18 protein-coding genes, 1 tRNA gene and 1 pseudogene are annotated in these 16,768 nt (G+C 65.6%); 3 read left to right on the forward strand and 17 right to left on the reverse strand.

Annotated elements, in window-relative coordinates:
* Positions 1–364: 364 nt before the first annotated feature.
* Together V9G04_10195 and V9G04_10200 are read right to left on the reverse strand one after the other, a co-directional pair.
* Entirely contained in the window at positions 365–826 is a 462-nt protein-coding gene (locus V9G04_10195) for a hypothetical protein (GenBank protein ID MEI2713640.1), read from the reverse strand.
* A gap of 287 nt (positions 827–1,113) precedes the next feature.
* Entirely contained in the window at positions 1,114–1,338 is a 225-nt protein-coding gene (locus V9G04_10200) for a helix-turn-helix transcriptional regulator (protein MEI2713641.1), read from the reverse strand.
* Positions 1,339–1,539: 201 nt separating this feature from the next.
* On the opposite strand from V9G04_10200, the gene V9G04_10205 reads away from it, so the two are divergent.
* Together V9G04_10205 and V9G04_10210 are read left to right on the forward strand one after the other, a co-directional pair.
* On the forward strand, positions 1,540–2,016 hold the full coding sequence (locus V9G04_10205) for a DUF2511 domain-containing protein (GenBank protein ID MEI2713642.1): 477 nt from the start codon (positions 1,540–1,542) through the stop codon (positions 2,014–2,016).
* A 207-nt stretch (positions 2,017–2,223) separates the two neighbouring features.
* Positions 2,224–3,408 carry an IS481 family transposase gene (locus V9G04_10210; GenBank protein ID MEI2713643.1) on the forward strand — a complete coding sequence of 395 codons (1,185 nt, stop codon included), beginning with the start codon at positions 2,224–2,226 and terminating at the stop codon, positions 3,406–3,408.
* Between the two features lie 37 nt (positions 3,409–3,445).
* On the opposite strand, the gene V9G04_10215 is transcribed toward V9G04_10210, so the two are convergent.
* The 15 genes and pseudogenes from V9G04_10215 to V9G04_10285 all read right to left on the reverse strand — a co-directional run bounded on the left by V9G04_10215 (position 3,446) and on the right by V9G04_10285 (position 14,547).
* Positions 3,446–3,521, reverse strand: a tRNA-Ala gene (locus V9G04_10215).
* Positions 3,522–3,589: 68 nt separating this feature from the next.
* Complete coding sequence (locus V9G04_10220; protein MEI2713644.1) at positions 3,590–3,787, reverse strand: hypothetical protein; 198 nt, start codon at positions 3,785–3,787, stop codon at positions 3,590–3,592.
* On the reverse strand, positions 3,784–4,248 hold the full coding sequence (locus V9G04_10225) for a histidine phosphatase family protein (protein MEI2713645.1): 465 nt from the start codon (positions 4,246–4,248) through the stop codon (positions 3,784–3,786). Before V9G04_10225 ends, V9G04_10220 begins: the two co-directional genes overlap by 4 nt.
* Complete coding sequence (gene rsfS / locus V9G04_10230) at positions 4,241–4,627, reverse strand: ribosome silencing factor (GenBank protein ID MEI2713646.1); 387 nt, start codon at positions 4,625–4,627, stop codon at positions 4,241–4,243. The genes V9G04_10225 and rsfS overlap by 8 nt, the downstream gene beginning before the upstream one ends.
* Entirely contained in the window at positions 4,624–5,271 is a 648-nt protein-coding gene (gene nadD / locus V9G04_10235) for a nicotinate-nucleotide adenylyltransferase (protein MEI2713647.1), read from the reverse strand. The genes rsfS and nadD overlap by 4 nt, the downstream gene beginning before the upstream one ends.
* A 38-nt stretch (positions 5,272–5,309) precedes the next feature.
* Positions 5,310–5,468 carry a hypothetical protein gene (locus V9G04_10240; GenBank protein MEI2713648.1) on the reverse strand — a complete coding sequence of 53 codons (159 nt, stop codon included), beginning with the start codon at positions 5,466–5,468 and terminating at the stop codon, positions 5,310–5,312.
* A gap of 19 nt (positions 5,469–5,487) precedes the next feature.
* A complete protein-coding gene (locus V9G04_10245) occupies positions 5,488–6,741 on the reverse strand; it encodes a glutamate-5-semialdehyde dehydrogenase (GenBank protein ID MEI2713649.1) in 1,254 nt (417 codons plus the stop codon).
* A gap of 46 nt (positions 6,742–6,787) precedes the next feature.
* Positions 6,788–8,527, reverse strand: coding sequence for an Ig-like domain-containing protein (locus tag V9G04_10250; GenBank protein ID MEI2713650.1), 1,740 nt, complete (start codon positions 8,525–8,527; stop codon positions 6,788–6,790).
* 293 nt (positions 8,528–8,820) lie between these two features.
* Positions 8,821–9,775 (reverse strand): annotated as a pseudogene (locus tag V9G04_10255) (electron transfer flavoprotein subunit alpha/FixB family protein).
* 18 nt (positions 9,776–9,793) lie between these two features.
* Positions 9,794–10,585 (reverse strand): electron transfer flavoprotein subunit beta/FixA family protein, encoded by a 792-nt coding sequence (locus tag V9G04_10260; GenBank protein MEI2713651.1) that lies wholly within the window; start codon positions 10,583–10,585, stop codon positions 9,794–9,796.
* 177 nt (positions 10,586–10,762) lie between these two features.
* Complete coding sequence (locus tag V9G04_10265; protein ID MEI2713652.1) at positions 10,763–11,446, reverse strand: hypothetical protein; 684 nt, start codon at positions 11,444–11,446, stop codon at positions 10,763–10,765.
* 48 nt (positions 11,447–11,494) lie between these two features.
* A complete protein-coding gene (locus V9G04_10270; protein ID MEI2713653.1) occupies positions 11,495–11,782 on the reverse strand; it encodes a hypothetical protein in 288 nt (95 codons plus the stop codon).
* A 130-nt stretch (positions 11,783–11,912) separates the two neighbouring features.
* Positions 11,913–13,088, reverse strand: a complete 1,176-nt coding sequence (locus tag V9G04_10275; GenBank protein ID MEI2713654.1) for an Ig-like domain-containing protein — start codon at positions 13,086–13,088, stop codon at positions 11,913–11,915.
* A gap of 210 nt (positions 13,089–13,298) precedes the next feature.
* Positions 13,299–13,724, reverse strand: coding sequence for a hypothetical protein (locus V9G04_10280; GenBank protein ID MEI2713655.1), 426 nt, complete (start codon positions 13,722–13,724; stop codon positions 13,299–13,301).
* A gap of 43 nt (positions 13,725–13,767) precedes the next feature.
* Positions 13,768–14,547 (reverse strand): enoyl-CoA hydratase-related protein, encoded by a 780-nt coding sequence (locus V9G04_10285; protein MEI2713656.1) that lies wholly within the window; start codon positions 14,545–14,547, stop codon positions 13,768–13,770.
* Positions 14,548–14,611: 64 nt separating this feature from the next.
* Between V9G04_10285 and glgX the strand changes: the two genes are divergently transcribed.
* Positions 14,612–16,759 (forward strand): glycogen debranching protein GlgX, encoded by a 2,148-nt coding sequence (gene glgX / locus V9G04_10290; GenBank protein ID MEI2713657.1) that lies wholly within the window; start codon positions 14,612–14,614, stop codon positions 16,757–16,759.
* Positions 16,760–16,768: the final 9 nt, after the last annotated feature.

The raw sequence follows: 16,768 nt of genomic DNA on the forward strand, positions 1-16,768 counted from the left end.
AGGGAAAGAGCAGCGGTGGGAAGTACCGCAGCGCGAAGACGGGTCGGTACGTGACGAAGAAGCACGGCAAGGCCAACCCGTCCACGACGGTCAAGGAGTCCAGATAGGACTCAGCGCGGCGGGGAAGCCGCGCAACCGTCTGACGACCGACTAGGTCGTGCCAAGGGCAGCCCTCGGGTGACGACTCGGGGGCTGTTCCACACATCAAGAGGGGCCAGCCCGTAGGCCAGCCCCTCTCAGAGTTGCGATGTTCAGTTGTGGGTGATGGTGCCGCGCACGAGCACTCGGTCATTGACCAGGAGTGCCCAGCCCAGCAACCTCCGCCCTTCGGAGGTTCGCGCGGTTGCCCACGCGAGACGGACCCTCACGCCTTCGCAGGCTTGACGACGCGAACGATGACCTCCTTGTTGCCCTTCGTCCACGCGGCGTTGTGTTCCCCTGCCTCGACAGCGTGGGCGAGGGCGAGGTTCGTGATGAAGCGTCGGACGGTCGCCACGCTCACGTTCATGGACTCAGCGAGTGAATCGACCGTGCTGCCAGCCTCACGAAGTTCGATCACGGATTCGGCCTTCTTGCGCTCCTCACTGCCCACGGCGAGATAGGGCAACGAGCGAGTCGTCTTGTTGGCGCGCACCTTGATGAGCGACGCCTGCCCGGTCGTGAGCGCTTCGATCAAGTTCTTTGGCTCGGGCTTCGCCTTTGCCTTTGCCTTCGGATTCGTCTCGGCCTTCACGGGCGCGGCCTTCTGCTCCTTCGGAGCAGTGGGCTTCGTCGCCTCGTTGGCGGACTTGCGAGTGCTGGGCTTGCGGGTGGTCGTGGTGCTCATGTCGGGCCTCCTGGCCTCTTGTGGAAACCGCGTCTCGGCCTCCGGTGAGAGCACTACACAGAAGATCGAGCCGGAAGTTCAGACCTCGATCGAGACTGGATCAGCCATTCACCGATCTACCTGCGGAGACTCTCTTTGAGAAAGTTCGCGGTTCCTGAGCAGCCGCGCTAGAACGGCCTCGCACGCCGTAGGTTTGCCTACCCGAGCCGCACGTTCTGCCCAGCCGTACACACGCGAGGACACCGCGCACGGACCCTGATGGAGACGGGGCGGGATGCGCGCACGCGTCAGAACAGGTCGCGGACCTCGCAGCCCAACGCCTCAGCCAGTGCGGTGATCGCATCGAGGCTGACGTTGCGCTCTCCCCTCTCCACGCTCCCCACGTAAGTCCGATGGAGATCGGCCAACTCGGCCAACTGCTCCTGACTCAAACCTCTATCGAGTCGAAGCTCCCGCACCCGGTCCCCAAACGCCCGACGATGACGCCGGTCCTTGGAGGTCGGAGACTGCACGCCTCGACGTTGGCCGAATGATGACTATGCGGCTACAGACGATAAGTAGCATTCGGGCACTCGGGCCTCGAAGTGGCCCGCAATCGAAAGGCCCACGCAGTGAGCGAAACAGAGTCAGACGGTACGAACGCATCAGACGCGAACGACAAGAGCGCCGACTCAGAGGCCAAGCCCTCCATCGAACAGAGAGTGTTCGGCTGGATGAAGCAGCATCCCGTCTGGGCCGTGATCCTCGTTGCCTTCCTTGTCGTGGGCTACTTCGTACAGGAGTCCGAGAAGCCTCCCTCGTCCGAGACGCCAGCCGCGTCGTCGTCTCCGACCCCGAAGCCAACCTCCGCCTCTCCCACTCCCAGCCCCACGGCTGAGGACGGAGAGATCGAGATTCCGGAGGCGTTCAAGGACGACCCCGGTTTGATCACCCGCGACGACCTCGGAGAGTTCTGGCCGCTCACCGTTGACTACGGAGCCCTGTCCTGTCGATCAGCGGTGATCGGAGGCCAGGACATTCAGTCCGTCACCTTCCGCGTGCCGAACATGCAATACGCCGTGAACGGAGCCGCCCAAACGCATTCACCGTTCCCGCCGATCGATGACATCTGGGCAGACGACCCAGAAGTGAAGGGTCTGAAGATTCCGCTCAAGCCCCTCATCGAGCACGGTCTCGCGCTCTGTGACTGAGCGAGGACCACTCTGACCCGCCTCGACCCGTGGTCTCCGCCGTGGTCTCCGGCCTCACTCGCGACAATGCGAAACGGCGGCCCAACCGCGTTTCCGCAGGTAGACCGCCGTTTCCGTTTGGTGGAGCTGAGGGTGTGTAGTTTCACGACATCGTTGATATCTGAGTCGCGTCATCGTTGATATCGGGTCTTGTTCTGACCATGAGCCATGTCAAAGGCACAGGTCATCGTGTTGTCAGTGGTCCACCAGGGCCTCACCAAGGCTGAGGCAGCGCGGCGCTACGACGTGTCTTGGCAGTGGGTCCACACCCTGGTCACCCGCTACCACCAAGGCGGCCTCGAAGCCCTCGAACCCCGCTCCAAACGACCCCGCACCAACCCACGCGCCACCAGCGAGGCCCTACGGCAACGGATCCTTCAGTTGCGAGAAGAACTCGACAACGCCGGGCTGGACGCCGGACCCATCACCATCGCCAAACATCTCGACAACGAAAACCTCCACGTCCCGTCCACCTCCACCATCCGCCGCATCCTGCACACCGCCGGACTCATCACCCCAGACCCCAAAAAGCGCCCACGATCCTCACTGCGCCGCTTCCAAGCCGCCCAACCCAACGAATGCTGGCAATCCGACTTCACCCACTGGCGCCTAGCCGACGGCACCGACATCGAAATCCTCAACTGGCTCGACGACCACTCCCGGATGCTGCTTTCCATCACCGCCCACGACCGCGTCACCGGCCCAGACGTCGTCAACACCTTCGCTGACACCCTGAACACGTACGGACCACCCACATCCACACTCACAGACAACGGGTCCGTCTACACCTCACGCTTCACCGGCGGCAAGAACGCCTTCGAATACCTCCTCGCCGTCCTCGGCATCACCCAGAAGAACGGCCACCCCGGACACCCACAAACCCAGGGAAAGATCGAGCGCTTTCACCGCACCCTCAAGAAGTGGCTCGCCCGACAACCCACAGCAGCCACACTCACCGAACTACAACAACAACTCGACCACTTCAAACAGATCTACAACCACCAACGCCCCCACCGCGCACTCAACGGCCACACACCAGCCAGCCACTACACAGACCACCCCAAGGCACTCCCCCGCGGCACCACACCAGCCGACCCCCACTACCGAATCCGACTCGACCACGTCGACACCTGGGGCAAAGCAACCCTGCGCCGCGCCGGCCGCATGCACCACCTAGGAATCGGCTACGCCCACCGAGGCACACCCATCCTCATGATCATCGACGCCAACACCGTCACCATCACCCACCGCAACACCGGCGAAATCCTCAGCGAACACCAAATCGACCCCACCAAGACCTACTGGCGCAACCAAAAAAGAGAGCCCGGCCGATGGCCGGACTCTCAACCATGACCCGACTCATCTATCAACGATGACCCGACTCACAACATGGTGGAGCTGAGGGGACTCGAACCCCTGACCCTCTGCATGCCATGCAGATGCGCTACCAGCTGCGCCACAGCCCCGTGCTCGCTGCCCGAGGGCAACGAAGAAGAATGTTAGCGGTCTCGTGGTGGCGGACGAAATCGGGGGTTCAGCCCGCGTTGTTCTCGTCTTCGTCTGCCTCAACAGCGGCTGAGAGGTTGTACGCCACCATGCGCCAGCGCGCCGATCCGTACTCCTCCACCTCGATCCAATGGCAGTTCCCCAGTCCGGCGAGACCGGCGTGCACCGCGACTGGCCAACCCAGGAAGTCCACGATCGAGCGCCGCAACGCACTGCCATGAGTCACGACGACCGCACACTCACCGGGGTCCAGCGACGCTGCGACCGCCGAGAAGCTCCCGGTACGAACCGGGCGATCACGTCATCCTCGGTCTCGCGGCCCGGGATCTCGTGCCAGCGCCCCGCCTTGAAGAGCGCGTACTCCTCCGGGAACCGCTCACGCCACTCCGGCACCGTGGTGCCCTCACGGTTGGGGCCAATAGCAAACTCACGAAACGCCGCGTCATGCGATGGCGTCAGCCCGCAAGCCTGGCCGACCATAGCCGCCGTCGACCTCGCGCGTTGCAGATCGGACGAGACGAGACGTACGGGCCGATAGCGCGTCGCGATGATCGGTGCGACCCGGGCGGCCTGCGTACGGCCGGTCTCGTCGAGGTCGATGTCGCGGTGCCCTTGGGCGCGGCCCGAGAGGTTCCAGGCCGTCTGGCCGTGTCGCAGCAGGACCAGCCGACGCAGGGCCTCAGTCACCGGATGCGGCGGGGTTGTTGACCTCGGCAGGCAACGCGATCGTGGGACAGTCGCGCCACAACCGCTCAAGGGCGTAGAACTGGCGCTCGTCCTCGTGCTGGATGTGGATCACCACGATCCCGTAGTCCAACAGCACCCAACGGCCTTCGCGCTGACCTTCGCGGCGAATTGGCTTGGCGCCGGCCTCGCGCAGTTTGTCCTCGACCTCGTCGACGATCGCGTTGACCTGGCGGTCGTTGGCGGCCGACGCGAGCAAGAACGCATCGGTGATCGCGAGTTGGTCGCTGACGTCGAAGGCCACGACGTTGGTCGCGAGCTTGTCGGCGGCAGCGAGCGCCGCGATCGTGATCAGGTCGACGGCTTCGTCGGTGGCGGTCATGCGTCTGCTTCCTCGGCCTGGGCCGGAGACTTAGGGGCCGGAGACTTAGGGCCCGGAGATTGAGGGCCCGGATAGAGGTGGTGCTTGCCGATGTACTGCACGACACCGTCAGGCACGAGATACCACACCGGCTCGCCTCGCTGCTGCCGCTCGCGGCAGTCGGTCGAGGAGATCGCCAGAGCCGGGATCTCGATCAGCGTCACTCGATCAGACGGGATCTTGGCGAGTGTCTCCGGCGGCATCGTGTAGCCCGGCCGCGTACACCCCACGAAGTTCGCGAGCGCAAAGAGTTCGTCCGCGTCGCGCCAGGTGAAGATGTCTGCGAGGGCATCCGCGCCGGTGATGAAGTAGAGATCAGTGTCCGGCAACTCGCGCTTGAGATCGCGCAACGTGTCGATCGTGTACGTCTTGCCGTTGCGGTCGATGTCCACGCGCGACACGGTGAACCGCGGGTTGGCCGCGGTGGCGATGACCGTCATCAGATAACGGTCCTCCCCTGCCGAAACGTCCCTCTCGGACTTCTGCCAGGGGTCGCCGGTCGGGACGAAGATGACCTCGTCGAGATCGAACCACGACTGCACTTCCGAGGCCGCCACGAGGTGACCGTGGTGGATCGGGTCGAAGGTGCCACCCATCACGCCCACGCGTCGAGGGCGGGGCGTCTCCGGGTCGGCTGCGGCGCTCAGGAGTGCTCGCGACCGCCGGCGAAGGCCAGCAGCAGGATCAGCGCCAGCATCAGCAGCCCGAAGGCAGCCAGACCCACGGCGACGGGCGGGATGGCCGGCTCGTTCTCGACCGACTCGGACAACGCAATGACTGCGGTCATCATGGGGCTCAGCATGGCGACATGGTAGCCGGGCTCACCCGCGTACGTGCCCATCCCCCACGATCACGAACTTGGTCGACGTCATCTCCTGCAACGCCATCGGCCCGCGCGCGTGCAACTTCTGGGTCGAAATGCCGATCTCGGCCCCGAAGCCGAGTTCGCCGCCGTCGGTGAAACGGGTCGAGGCATTGACGAGCACGGCCGCGGAGTCGACCGCCGCAATGAACCGTCGGGCGGCCACCTGGCTGTCGGTCACGATCGCGTCGGTGTGCTGGCTGGAATGTGCCCGGATGTGGCCGATCGCGGCTTCCAGATCTGCGACGACGGCGGCCGACATGTCCATCGAGAGGTATTCGGTGGCGTAGTCCTCCTCCGTGGCAACCAGCACCCCGTCGTACGCCTGGAAGGCCTGGTCGCCATGAATCGTGACGCCCGCGGCCTGCAGCGCGCTCACCACACGCGGCACGAACACCTCGGCGATGTCGGCATGCACGAGCAGCGACTCCGCGGAGTTGCATACCGAGGTCCGGTGCGTCTTCGCATTGAGCACGATCGCCAACGCCATCTCAAGGTCCGCACCCTTGTCGACGTACACGTGACAGTTGCCGACCCCGGTCTCGATGACCGGAACCGTCGACTCCTCGACGACCGACCGGATCAGCCCCGCGCCACCGCGCGGGATCAGCACGTCGACCAGCCCACGGGCGCGCATCAGCGCTTTCACGGAGTCGTGGGTGTCTCCGGGGACGAGTTGTACGCAGTCGGCCGGCAGGCCACTGTCCCCCACCGCATCCCGCAGCACATCCACGATCGCCGCGTTGCTGGCCTTGGCCGACGAACTCCCGCGCAGCAGCACAGCATTTCCGGACTTCAGGCAGATCCCGGCCGCATCCGCGGTGACGTTGGGGCGCGCCTCATAGATCATCCCGACCACACCGAAGGGCACGCGCACCTGGCGCATCTCCAGGCCGTTGGCCAGCGTCGAGCCTCGTACGACCTCGCCCACCGGGTCGGCAAGCCCGGCCACATCGCGCAACCCCTGGGCCATCGCGGTCAAACGCTCGGGGGTCAGCCGCAGCCGATCGAGAATGTTGGCGGGGGTGCCGCCCGCCTCGGCGCGAGCGAGGTCATCTGCGTTGGCGGCCAGGATGGTCCCCTGCTCGGCGATCAGGGCATCGGCCATGGCGAGCAGTACCGCGTCTTTTTGCGCGCGCGTCGCAAGCCCTAGTTCGTACGACGCCTCGCGCGCTCGGCGCGCGGCTTCCTCGACCTGCTGGGTCACGTCCATGCGGCCCACCCTAAGCCGGGGTTGAGTGCCCGACTGCGTCGGTCCGTCAGTCGACCAGACCCTTCGCCGAGGTGTACTTCCGGTTCGCGAACGCTGTGCTCGCAGTCGTGGTCACGGTGCCGGCCATGGTGCACTTCAGTCCCGTGGGTTCGCGTACGAGTTCGTCCGGGCGGAAGCGGCGCGGCACCGACTGATAGACCGAGGCGTGGGTGAGGTCCCAGTCGCGCTTGATGTTCTTCAGGCCCTTGGGGCTGTAGAGGATGCTGCCGTCGAGGTTGATCCGGCGAGGCTCGATCTGGAGCATCACGTTGAAGCAACCGTTGTACTTCTTGACGTGCTGGACGATCTTCAAAATCGTCATCGGCACCACCAGCAGGCCGACCTGTCGGCCGATCTCCGTGATCGGATTGAAGCGACGACTCTGCCACGTGATGGCTCGGAACAGCCGACGGATCGACGGGTTGCGCATCAGCAGACGCTCGATCTCGTTGTTGGCCAGTTCCTGCGTCTCGGAGTCGATCTTCTCCCAGAACTTCGACCATGCCTTGTCGTTGGCCATCAGCAACAGCGGCTTGAGCACCTTGCCCAAAGCGACGTCGAGCTCGTCGAGTTTCATCAGCGCGGGTACGAGTTCCTTCGCCATCTTGTTGCCGATCACGATGTTGCAGGCCTCGTCCCCCTTGTCCAGCGTGGGTGCACCCGTGACGTCGCGGAACTTGAACTTCGCCTTGCCGCAGACCATCCCGAAGTCGGCGCCCGCGAACGGCACCTCGTGTGACACCGGCACCTCACCTGTCGGCGGCTTCGGCGTGGGCGTCGAGGTGGTCGGCGCGGGTGTGGTCGTGGTCGGGTTCGGGGAAGGCGTGGCGGAGGTCGTCGCTGTCGTCGTAGGAGTCGAGGTGGGCGTGGCCGTCGGGGAAGGTGTGGGCGTGGCGGTGTAGGTCGTAGACGCCGAACTCGACGTGTATCCCTCGGCATTGCTCGGAGTGAACGCCGCCTGCACGGTGTGCGTGCCGGCAGTGGGCAGTCCCGTCAACGCCGCCTCACCCAAGGTCACACTCCTGGTCACAGGTGCACCACCATCAACACGGAACGTGACAGCACCGCTCGGCTGACCGCCGTTCGACGTCACTACGGCGGTCGCCACCCCATCACTGACGCTCACCGCGGTGCTCGAGGTCGCCTGCACGACGTCGTAGGTATCCACGACATAGCTGCCCGTCCCACTCTGAACGCACAGCACATCTATCAGGTTGAGCAGCCCTCCACCCGAGGCGTTGTAGAAGTGCATGTCGAAGGTGAACAGATCGAGTGTGACGTCTCGCGTACCAAGCGTGTCGGTGCGTACGGGAGAGGAAGTGCCCGCCACGCTCATCGGCACTGCGCCGCTCGCGGGCAGAGCGACGAGAGGGATGGGGGCGTCGACCATGCCGTTGGAAGACGACGCGGTCGACGTCTGCGCCGAGACCGAGCCATCCACGCTGCGCGCACCGTAGGCGTACAGCTGCGAGCGCAGCCCGTCGTCGAGCGAGAAGTTGGACGTGAATCGGGTCGTGACGACCTTGCCGAAGGGGATCGAGGCCGGCAGGTCGGTGTCCGCGACCACAGGGTTGTTGATCGTCTTGTTCAGCGGCGCACCGGTATTGCACACGAACGGCATCACCACACTCGTCGCATCCGCCGCACCATTGAGTCCGGAGATCACCACGGTGGCGATCGCCCCGCCCACGATCCACCGCTTCGTACGTCCCCCCATAGCCGACTCCTCGTCTTCGCCCGCATCCACGGGCCGCAGATTGATCAGCGAAAATCGTACGAACGCCTCCGCGTCGCGGGTGGCGGAATAGCGAAACCATTACCGTCGACCGGGCACATGTGCGCGCGAAAATCACCTCGACCGGGCACAAGTGGGAACTTGGTACTCCCATTTGTGCCCGGTCGGCGGGTTCTAGGCGTGCATTTGTGCCCGGTCAGCGGGCTCGGATCAGCCCTTCGATCAGCCCTTCATATTGGGGCTGACGTCCTGCGGGGCTCGGCTCCAGCGGCGACTGCGTCGCCACCTACGCCTCACTCCTCGGATCAGCCCTTGCGTGCGGTGATCTGCTCGGTCGCCGCCGGCAGCACCGAGTGCAGGTCGCCGACGACACCGAAGTCGACCAGCTCGAAGATCGGGGCTTCCTCGTCCTTGTTGACGGCCACGATGGTCTTCGAGGTCTGCATACCGGCGCGGTGCTGGATCGCACCGGAGATGCCGCCCGCGATGTAGAGCTGCGGCGACACGGTCTTGCCGGTCTGGCCGATCTGGAACGAGTGACCAATCCAGCCCGAGTCCACGGCGGCACGCGAGGCACCGACAGCAGCGCCGAGCGAATCGGCGAGGCCCTCGATCGGCGCGAAGTCACCACCCGTGCCACGGCCACCCGCGACCACGATCGCGGCCTCGGTGAGCTCCCGGACGCCCCGTGGACTGACGCGGCTGGGTGGCCACGATCTGCGCCTTCTTCGCGCTGTCCGACACCGTGACGGCGAACTCCTCCACCGCACCCGCGCCGGCGGCCTCTTCAGGCGCGGCGGAGTTGGGCTTGACGGTGATGATCGGAGTGCCCTGGGTGACCTTCGCCTTGACGGTGAAGTTGCCCGCGAAGACCGACTGCGTGGTCACGCCGCCATCCTCGACGTCGACCGCGTCGGTGATCAGACCGGAACCGAGCTTGATCGCGAGACGGCCCGCGACCTCCTTGCCCTCGAAGGTCGAGGGGATCAGGATCGCAGCAGGCGAGGCCTTCTCGGCCAACTGCTGCAGCGCCTCGGCCTTGGGTGCCACCAGGTAGCCCTTGATCTGCGCGTCATCGATCACGTAGACCTTCTCGGCGCCGTAGGCCTTGACCTTCTCGGCCACCTCGGCGCCCTTCGCGCTGGAGCCGATGAACACCGCGGACGGCTCACCCAGGCGCTTGGCCAGCGTGAGCAGTTCGTACGTCGGCTTCTTGACCGCGCCGTCGGCGTGGTCCACGACAACAAGTACTTCAGCCATGGTTCTTCGGGCCCCTTCTCAGATGAACTTCTTGGCGGCGAGGAAGTCGGTCAGCGCTTGCGCGCCCGATCCGCCCTCGTCCTTGACGATCTCGCCGGCCGTACGCGGCGGACGCTCGGTGGTGTCCTCGACCTGCGACCAGGCGACGGAGAGGCCGACCTGGCCGGCGTCTACGCCGAGGTCACTCAGCGAGTAGGTCTCCAGCGGCTTCTTCTTGGCGGCCATGATGCCCTTGAAGGACGGGTAACGCGCTTCGCCGGTCTGGTCGGTCACCGAGAGGACCAGCGGCATCTGGCCGCCGATGACCTCGGTGGACGCCTCGTTGTCGCGCTTGGCGCGGACCTGGTCACCCTGCGTCTCGACCACGGAAGCCAGCGTGACCTGCGGCAGGTCGAGCCGCTCGGCGAGCATGGCGGGGACGACCGACATCGAGCCGTCGGTCGACGACATGCCGCACATGATCAGGTCGGGCGAGCCGATCTTCTTGATCGCCTCGGCCAGCACCAGCGAGGTGGCGACCGCATCGGAGCCGGCGATCGCGTCGTCGCTGACGTGGACGCCCTGGTCGGCACCCATCTGCAGCGCCTTGCGGACCGCGTCGACAGCCTTCTCGGGGCCGACGGTCAGCGCCGTGATGGTGATCTCCTCACCGTCGCGCTTCTCCTTGATCTGCAGCGCCTGCTCGACCGCGTACTCGTCCAACTCGGAGAGCAGGCCGTCGACGCCGTCACGGTCGACGGTGTTGTCTGACTCGAACTGCCGGTTGGCTGTCGCGTCCGGGACGTGCTTCACACACACAACAATGTTCATGGTGATGGCCTCTGCGGCCCCTCCTCGTGAGTTCTGGGGGTGTCAAGGGCGCCCCGTCCGTGTCAACACTCCGGGCGTGCTGTCGTGCGTACGCACCGGTCGCCGGTTGTCCAGTCGAGGTTACTAGCGAGAAACCCCACCAGGGAACCTGGATTGCGGTGGGGTCTCTCACAGTGGTCAGACCGAGAAACGGGTCAGGCTCTGGCAACCCAGGAAATTCGGTGCGCCCGCAAAGCGTACGAACGCGACGTAGTTCCCCCGCTTGCGGACCTTGGCGAACTTCGCGCGCGCCACCCCGCGAGCGTCGAGCCGGATCCGCTTGGAGCGGACCTGCACGCCGCCGCGACGCAACTCCACACGTACGGCACCCTTCGGCACCCGGCCGTGCGCGGAGACGATGCGGGAGCGGACCACGACGCGTTTCTTGGCCTTGCGGTGACGCACGCGTACGCGAGGGGCAGTCGCGTCCTTGACGACCACAAGCTCGGTCGCCTCGGATGCGGAAGAAGTGAACCGGTCGGGGTTGGCGGGGCGGAAGTTCGCGCTGATCGAGTACGGAGTGGCGGAGACGTTGAGCAACGGGAGCGCGATCCGCGCCCGGTGCCGCTTGGTGATCTCGGCGCTGACGTGTTGCCGCCCGGCGTGCACCGCGATGGTGCCGCTCGGTCTGCGCTTCTTGGTGCGCACGCGCACCGCGGCCTCGGCGACCTGTCCGTACGCGACGGTGGTCGGGGTGAGCGCCACGCGCGTACGCGTCTTCACGGGCGCAGCATTGGCGGCCATCGCAGGGCCGGGCAGCAACGCGGCCGTCACGGCGAGCGCAGTGATCAGGCAGAACTGGGCGGAACGTGGTGAAGGCATGCGATTGATCCTCTCGCGCGCCCCAACACGAGAGGATCAGCCACACGCTCAGATCGTGAACTTGACGACGTTCTTGGAGCGGATGAAGTTGGTCGAGCCGAGGTACTTGGCGATGAGCTTGTAGTTGCCCTTCTTCGCCACCTTGGTGAAGACGGCCTTGGCGTTGCCCTTGTAGGTCAGTCGACCTTGGCCTTGCCGAAGGTCTTGCCGTTGGGCTTGAGCACGAACTTGACCTTGCCCGTCGGCACCTGGCCGTGGGCCGAGGTGACGCCGTGACGGTCTTGTCTCCGATGCTGACGGCCGCGTTGCCAGCGGGCTCGGGGCCCTTCGCAGCATCGACGCTCACCGTGGCCTGCGACAGTGACGGAGCCGACACCTGGCTATGACGTGCTCTCGGGGTTGGAAATCGGGAAACCCCCACCGCGATCGAGTCGCGATGGGGGCCTCCGAGCCGAGGCGTTCGAGATCAGATCTTGAACTTGGCCTTGGCCTTGGACTTGTTGAAGTTGGACGAGCCGGTGTAGTTGGCGTTCACCTTGTACTTGCCCTTCTTCATCTTCTTGAACTTCTTGCCCTTGATGACGAGCTTGGCCACGCCCTTCTTGTTGACCGTGACGGCCTTCTTGAGGACCTTCTTCTTTCCCTTCTTGACGACGAGCTTGACCTTGCCGTCAGGCGTCTGGCCGTTGGCGGACTTCACCTTGACCTTGATGACGACCTTCTTGGCCTTCTTCTTGACGCTGGCCTTGGCCGTCGCAGTCGTGTCGTCCTTGACGACCGTGAGGTTCGCCGGTGCCGAGACGGAGTTCGTCAGACCGCCGGTGGTCGACGTGTACGACGCGGTGATGGCGTGGGTGCCCACGGCCTGGAACGGGATGTCCGCGGTGGCAACACCGTTGGCGTCAACGGTGCCCTTGACGGTGGTGTCACCGACCTTGAAGTCGACCGAACCGGCCGGCTTGAGCTCCGCGACCGCCGACTTGACGGTGGCAGTGGCCTTGACCGCAGCTCCGTACGCCGCCGAAGCAGGCTCGACTGCCAGCGTGGTGGTGGAGGCCACGGCGGCCTTCACGTCCACGGTGTCGGCGAGGTGCGGAACGCCGTCCGAGGTGCAGGTGGCAGTCTCCTGCGGGAGCACGTACGGCGTGCCGTCGGCGTTGTAGAGCTTCAGCGTGGTGTTGAAGTTGCCCGAGCCGAGCGTGTACGCACCCGTGGCGGTGGGCGTGGCAGCAGTAGCGGCGCCCTTCGCTTCGATCACCATGCTGGAGCCGACGGCGGCGGGAACGTCGGTGCGCGCGAAACTCAGCTTGGCCGTCTCCTTGACACCGTTCTTGTACGAGTCAGCGTCGGCCGTGCCGTCGATCTTGCCAATCCCGGCGTTGCGCATCGCGTCCACGAGTTCGGCGGGCAACGTCACCTTGGAGGTGATCGTGGGCGTGAACGACTGACCCAGGTAGACCGAGGCCGGCGCGTCGGTGTCGGTGTCCACGCTGAACGTCTGGGCGCCCAGCAGAGACAGAGTGCAGGTGTAGTCCTTCGGCCCGGTCGCCGCCTGGGCGGGCGCCGCGATCAGGGCACCCATACCGAGCGCGGCCGCGCTCGTCAGGGCTACGAGGCGCAAGCTGTGCTTGCTTTGCGTCATGCTTTTCCTCCATCGATTGGTGAGAGTGGCTTCCGAACAACCACCCATGGACGACCCAACCCGAAATGCGTGGGCCTCACCGCAGTGTGACGCACGACATGGGGGATCGGTTCGCGGCGACCATAACCCGAGCGAGGAAAGATGCAACAGGACGTTACGTCTAGATGCTCATAGTGTGGCAGGGCTCACACTGCTCGCGAGCGTGGTTCGTCAGGTGCGCGGGGTCGACGTACGCAACAGTCCGGCAAGCACCCGGCCGAGGAATACCCATGCGACTGCGGCCAGGCCCCAGTTGACGGTCACGTTCTTGACGATCTCACCCTTGCCGCGCTTGTTCTCGAAGCGGAAGACGCCGTTCTTGCGGTCGAAGACCCCCAGATCGAGCGAGTCAGCGGTCTGCTTGACCCAATGCACCAGGTCGTTGTGACCGTTGCCGCCCAGCGCGATGAACAGCGCCCCACCGACGAGGATCAAGGCGAACAGGGTGCACCCCAACGCCACGATGCGCGCGGCCTTGTTGCGCAGATCAGCGATCTGCGCCGGAGAGAAGGCACCGATCATCGAGGGGCCGGACCGTTCGGTCTCACGCCTTTCGGTCTCGGCAGCCTTGCTGTCCTGCGACGAGTCGGTCTTCATCTCGGGTCTCCCTCCAGTGGCTTCACCGAGCCACACGGGAGACTCAGCGACCGGTGAAGACGGCCTTCCCCGGTCCCTGCTCAACGAAGGACTGCATGCCCAGGACACGGTCTTCGGAGGCAAAAAGTCCGGCGAACTGCTGGCGCTCGATCACCAGGCCGGTCTCCAGGTCGGTCTCCAGGCCCCAGTCGATCGCCTCCTTGGCAGCCCGCAACGCCAACGTCGCGGCGCCGGCGAACTGGGCAGCCCAGGTCGTCGCGGTCGAGAGCACCTCGCTGGCCGGCACCACCCTGTCGACCAGACCAAGCGTGAGAGCCTCGTCGGCCTTGACGAAACGACCGGTGAAGATCAGGTCCTTGGCCTTGCTCGGCCCGATCAGCCGGGACAGCCGTTGGGTGCCGCCCGCGCCCGGGATGATGCCGAGCAGCACTTCGGGCTGGCCCAGCACCGCGTTGTCGGCGGCGATCCGGTAGTCGGCGGCCAACGCGAGCTCGCAGCCGCCACCCAGGGCGTACCCGTTGATCGCCGCGACCACCGGCTTGGGGATGCGTGCGACGGCACTGACCGCCGATTGGACCGACTCCCCCTTCGCGATCATCTCCTGCACGCTGAGGTCGGCCATCTCCTTGACGTCATTACCCGCGGCGAACACTCGCTCGCCGCCGGTAACGACCACCGCCTTGACGTCGTCGCGTGCGGTCGCCTCCGCAGCGGCGGCGCGCAGGCCGTCCTGCACGTCGAAACTGATCGCGTTCATCTTCGGGCGGTCGAGTCGGATCGTGCCGACACCGTCGGCGACCTCAAGGCGTACGTATTGGCTCACGGAATCCAGCCTAGTGCGAGGGGTCACTGGCGGCCCCTTGCCACCGGCCGACACAATGCCGGTCGTGGCTCCTCACACCTTGACCCCTTGGCACTGGCACACGCACGGGCAGGTCGCCCCGGTGTGGCCCGGCGCCCACCAGACGCTGGGCGCGACGTGGTCACCGGAGGCGACGAACTTCGCGGTCTGGGCACCCGAGGCCACCAGCATGTGGGTGTGCTTCTTCGACGACGAGGGCACCGAGACCCGCCACCAACTCACCGAGCGCACCCTTGGCGTCTGGCACGGCGCGATCCCCCAGGTCCCCCTCGGACAGCTGTACGGGCTGCGTGCCGAGGGCCCGTGGGATCCCAACCGTGGGCGCCGCTTCAACCCGTACAAACTGCTCCTCGACCCCTACGCGCGCGCGGTGTCGGGCGTGGTGACGCCGGGTCCGGCGACCTTCTCCTACGACGTGGACGAGCCGAGTCGCGCCAGCACCCTCGATTCCGCCCCCTCGATGCCGCGCTGTGTCGTCACCCACGACGACTTCGACTGGAACGCAGACACCCGGTTGCGCACCAAGTGGCGCGACACGGTGATCTACGAACTGCACGTCAAGGGCTACACCGAACTGCACAACGAGATCCCCGAGGAGTTGCGCGGGACGTACGCCGGACTCGGTTCACACACCGTCACCCGTTACCTGCAGGACCTCGGCGTCACCGCGGTCGAGTTGCTGCCCGTGCATCAGTTCGTCAGCGAACCGGCAGTTGCTGACCGCGGGCTGGCCAACTATTGGGGGTACAACACCATCGGCTTCTTCGCACCGCACGGCGCGTACGCTGCGGCCGGCGATCGCGGTGGACAGATCGCGGAGTTCAAACAGATGGTGAAGAACTTCCACGAGGCGGGCATCGAGGTGATCCTCGACGTGGTCTACAACCACACCGCCGAGGGCGGAATCGACGGGCCGACGTACTCCTTCCGCGGGCTCGACGACCTGGGCTACTACAAGCGAGCTCGCACGATCGGTGACGCGTACTGGGACGTCACCGGGTGCGGCAATACGGTCGACTCGGCCAATGCGGGTGCGCTGCGGTTGATCACCGACTCGCTGCGCTATTGGGTCGACGAGATGCACGTCGACGGCTTCCGTTTCGACCTCACCTCGGCGCTGGCGCGTACGGGACACGACATCGACATGCGCAGTTCGTTCCTCGCGACCATCAGCCAGGACCCGGTGCTGCGGCACGTGAAGCTGATCGCCGAACCCTGGGATGCGTCGATGGACGGCTATCAGGTCGGCTCGTTCCCGCCGCCTTGGGTGGAGTGGAACGATCACTACCGCGACGTCGTACGCGACTTCTGGCGCGGCCGGTCGACCATCCGCGACCTGGCCTCGCGCCTGGCCGGTTCCTCCGACCTCTACGCCGACGACGGGCGATCGCCCTACGCGTCGGTGAACTTCGTGACCGCGCACGACGGCTTCACCATGCGCGATCTGGTGTCGTACAACGTCAAGCACAACCTGGCCAACGGCGAGAACAACCGCGACGGCACGGACAACAACCGCTCGTGGAACCACGGGGTCGAGGGCGACACGGACGACGAGACGATCTCGGCGCTGCGGCGTCGCCAGGCCGCCAACATGCTGGCCACGCTGGCGCTGTCGTCGGGCTCGCCGATGATCACTGCGGGTGACGAGCGAGGTCGTACGCAACGCGGCAACAACAACGCCTACTGCCAGGACAACGAAGTCTCCTGGGTCGACTGGCGACCCGACGATGCCTGGTTGGACGTCTATGACATCGCCAAGTCGGCGTTGCGGCTGCGGCGCGAACACCCGGCGCTACGTCAGCGGCACCACTTCAAGGGCACTCCGACGATCGAGGGCGGCCCCAAGGACCTGGCCTGGATCCATCCGGACGGACGCGAGATGACCGAGCGGGACTGGCACGACGACGACCTCAAGGTCGTCGGCATGTTCGTCACCGGCAACCCGTTGCGCTCCCCCGGCAGGCATGGCGAGCAGCAGTACGACTCGTCGTTCCTGCTGTGGTTCAACGGCGGTGACGACGACGTGACGCTGACGCTGCCGGTCAACCACTGGGTCAATCACGGCGAGGTGGTGTTGTCGACGGCCCCCGACCACGCGGTCGGCGATCCCGTGCACGCCGGCATCACCTTGGAGCTCGAAGGTCACTCGATCCTGGTGCTGCGCGACAACTGACCTCGAGCT

This window comes from Nocardioides sp. (genome assembly GCA_037045645.1).
GTDB lineage: Bacteria > Actinomycetota > Actinomycetes > Propionibacteriales > Nocardioidaceae > Nocardioides.

What these genes read in the sequence shown, in the direction of transcription:
- V9G04_10195 (MEI2713640.1), bottom strand. Translation starts at nt 826, where the DNA reads ATGAGCACCACGACCACCCGCAAGCCCAGCACTCGCAAGTCCGCCAAC.
- V9G04_10205 (MEI2713642.1), top strand. Translation starts at nt 1,540, where the DNA reads ATGAAGCAGCATCCCGTCTGGGCCGTGATCCTCGTTGCCTTCCTTGTC.
- V9G04_10210 (MEI2713643.1), top strand. Translation starts at nt 2,224, where the DNA reads ATGTCAAAGGCACAGGTCATCGTGTTGTCAGTGGTCCACCAGGGCCTC.
- rsfS (MEI2713646.1), bottom strand. Translation starts at nt 4,627, where the DNA reads ATGACCGCCACCGACGAAGCCGTCGACCTGATCACGATCGCGGCGCTC.
- V9G04_10240 (MEI2713648.1), bottom strand. Translation starts at nt 5,468, where the DNA reads ATGCTGAGCCCCATGATGACCGCAGTCATTGCGTTGTCCGAGTCGGTC.
- V9G04_10245 (MEI2713649.1), bottom strand. Translation starts at nt 6,741, where the DNA reads ATGGACGTGACCCAGCAGGTCGAGGAAGCCGCGCGCCGAGCGCGCGAG.
- V9G04_10260 (MEI2713651.1), bottom strand. Translation starts at nt 10,585, where the DNA reads ATGAACATTGTTGTGTGTGTGAAGCACGTCCCGGACGCGACAGCCAAC.
- V9G04_10265 (MEI2713652.1), bottom strand. Translation starts at nt 11,446, where the DNA reads ATGCCTTCACCACGTTCCGCCCAGTTCTGCCTGATCACTGCGCTCGCC.
- V9G04_10270 (MEI2713653.1), bottom strand. Translation starts at nt 11,782, where the DNA reads ATGCTGCGAAGGGCCCCGAGCCCGCTGGCAACGCGGCCGTCAGCATCG.
- V9G04_10275 (MEI2713654.1), bottom strand. Translation starts at nt 13,088, where the DNA reads ATGACGCAAAGCAAGCACAGCTTGCGCCTCGTAGCCCTGACGAGCGCG.
- V9G04_10280 (MEI2713655.1), bottom strand. Translation starts at nt 13,724, where the DNA reads ATGAAGACCGACTCGTCGCAGGACAGCAAGGCTGCCGAGACCGAAAGG.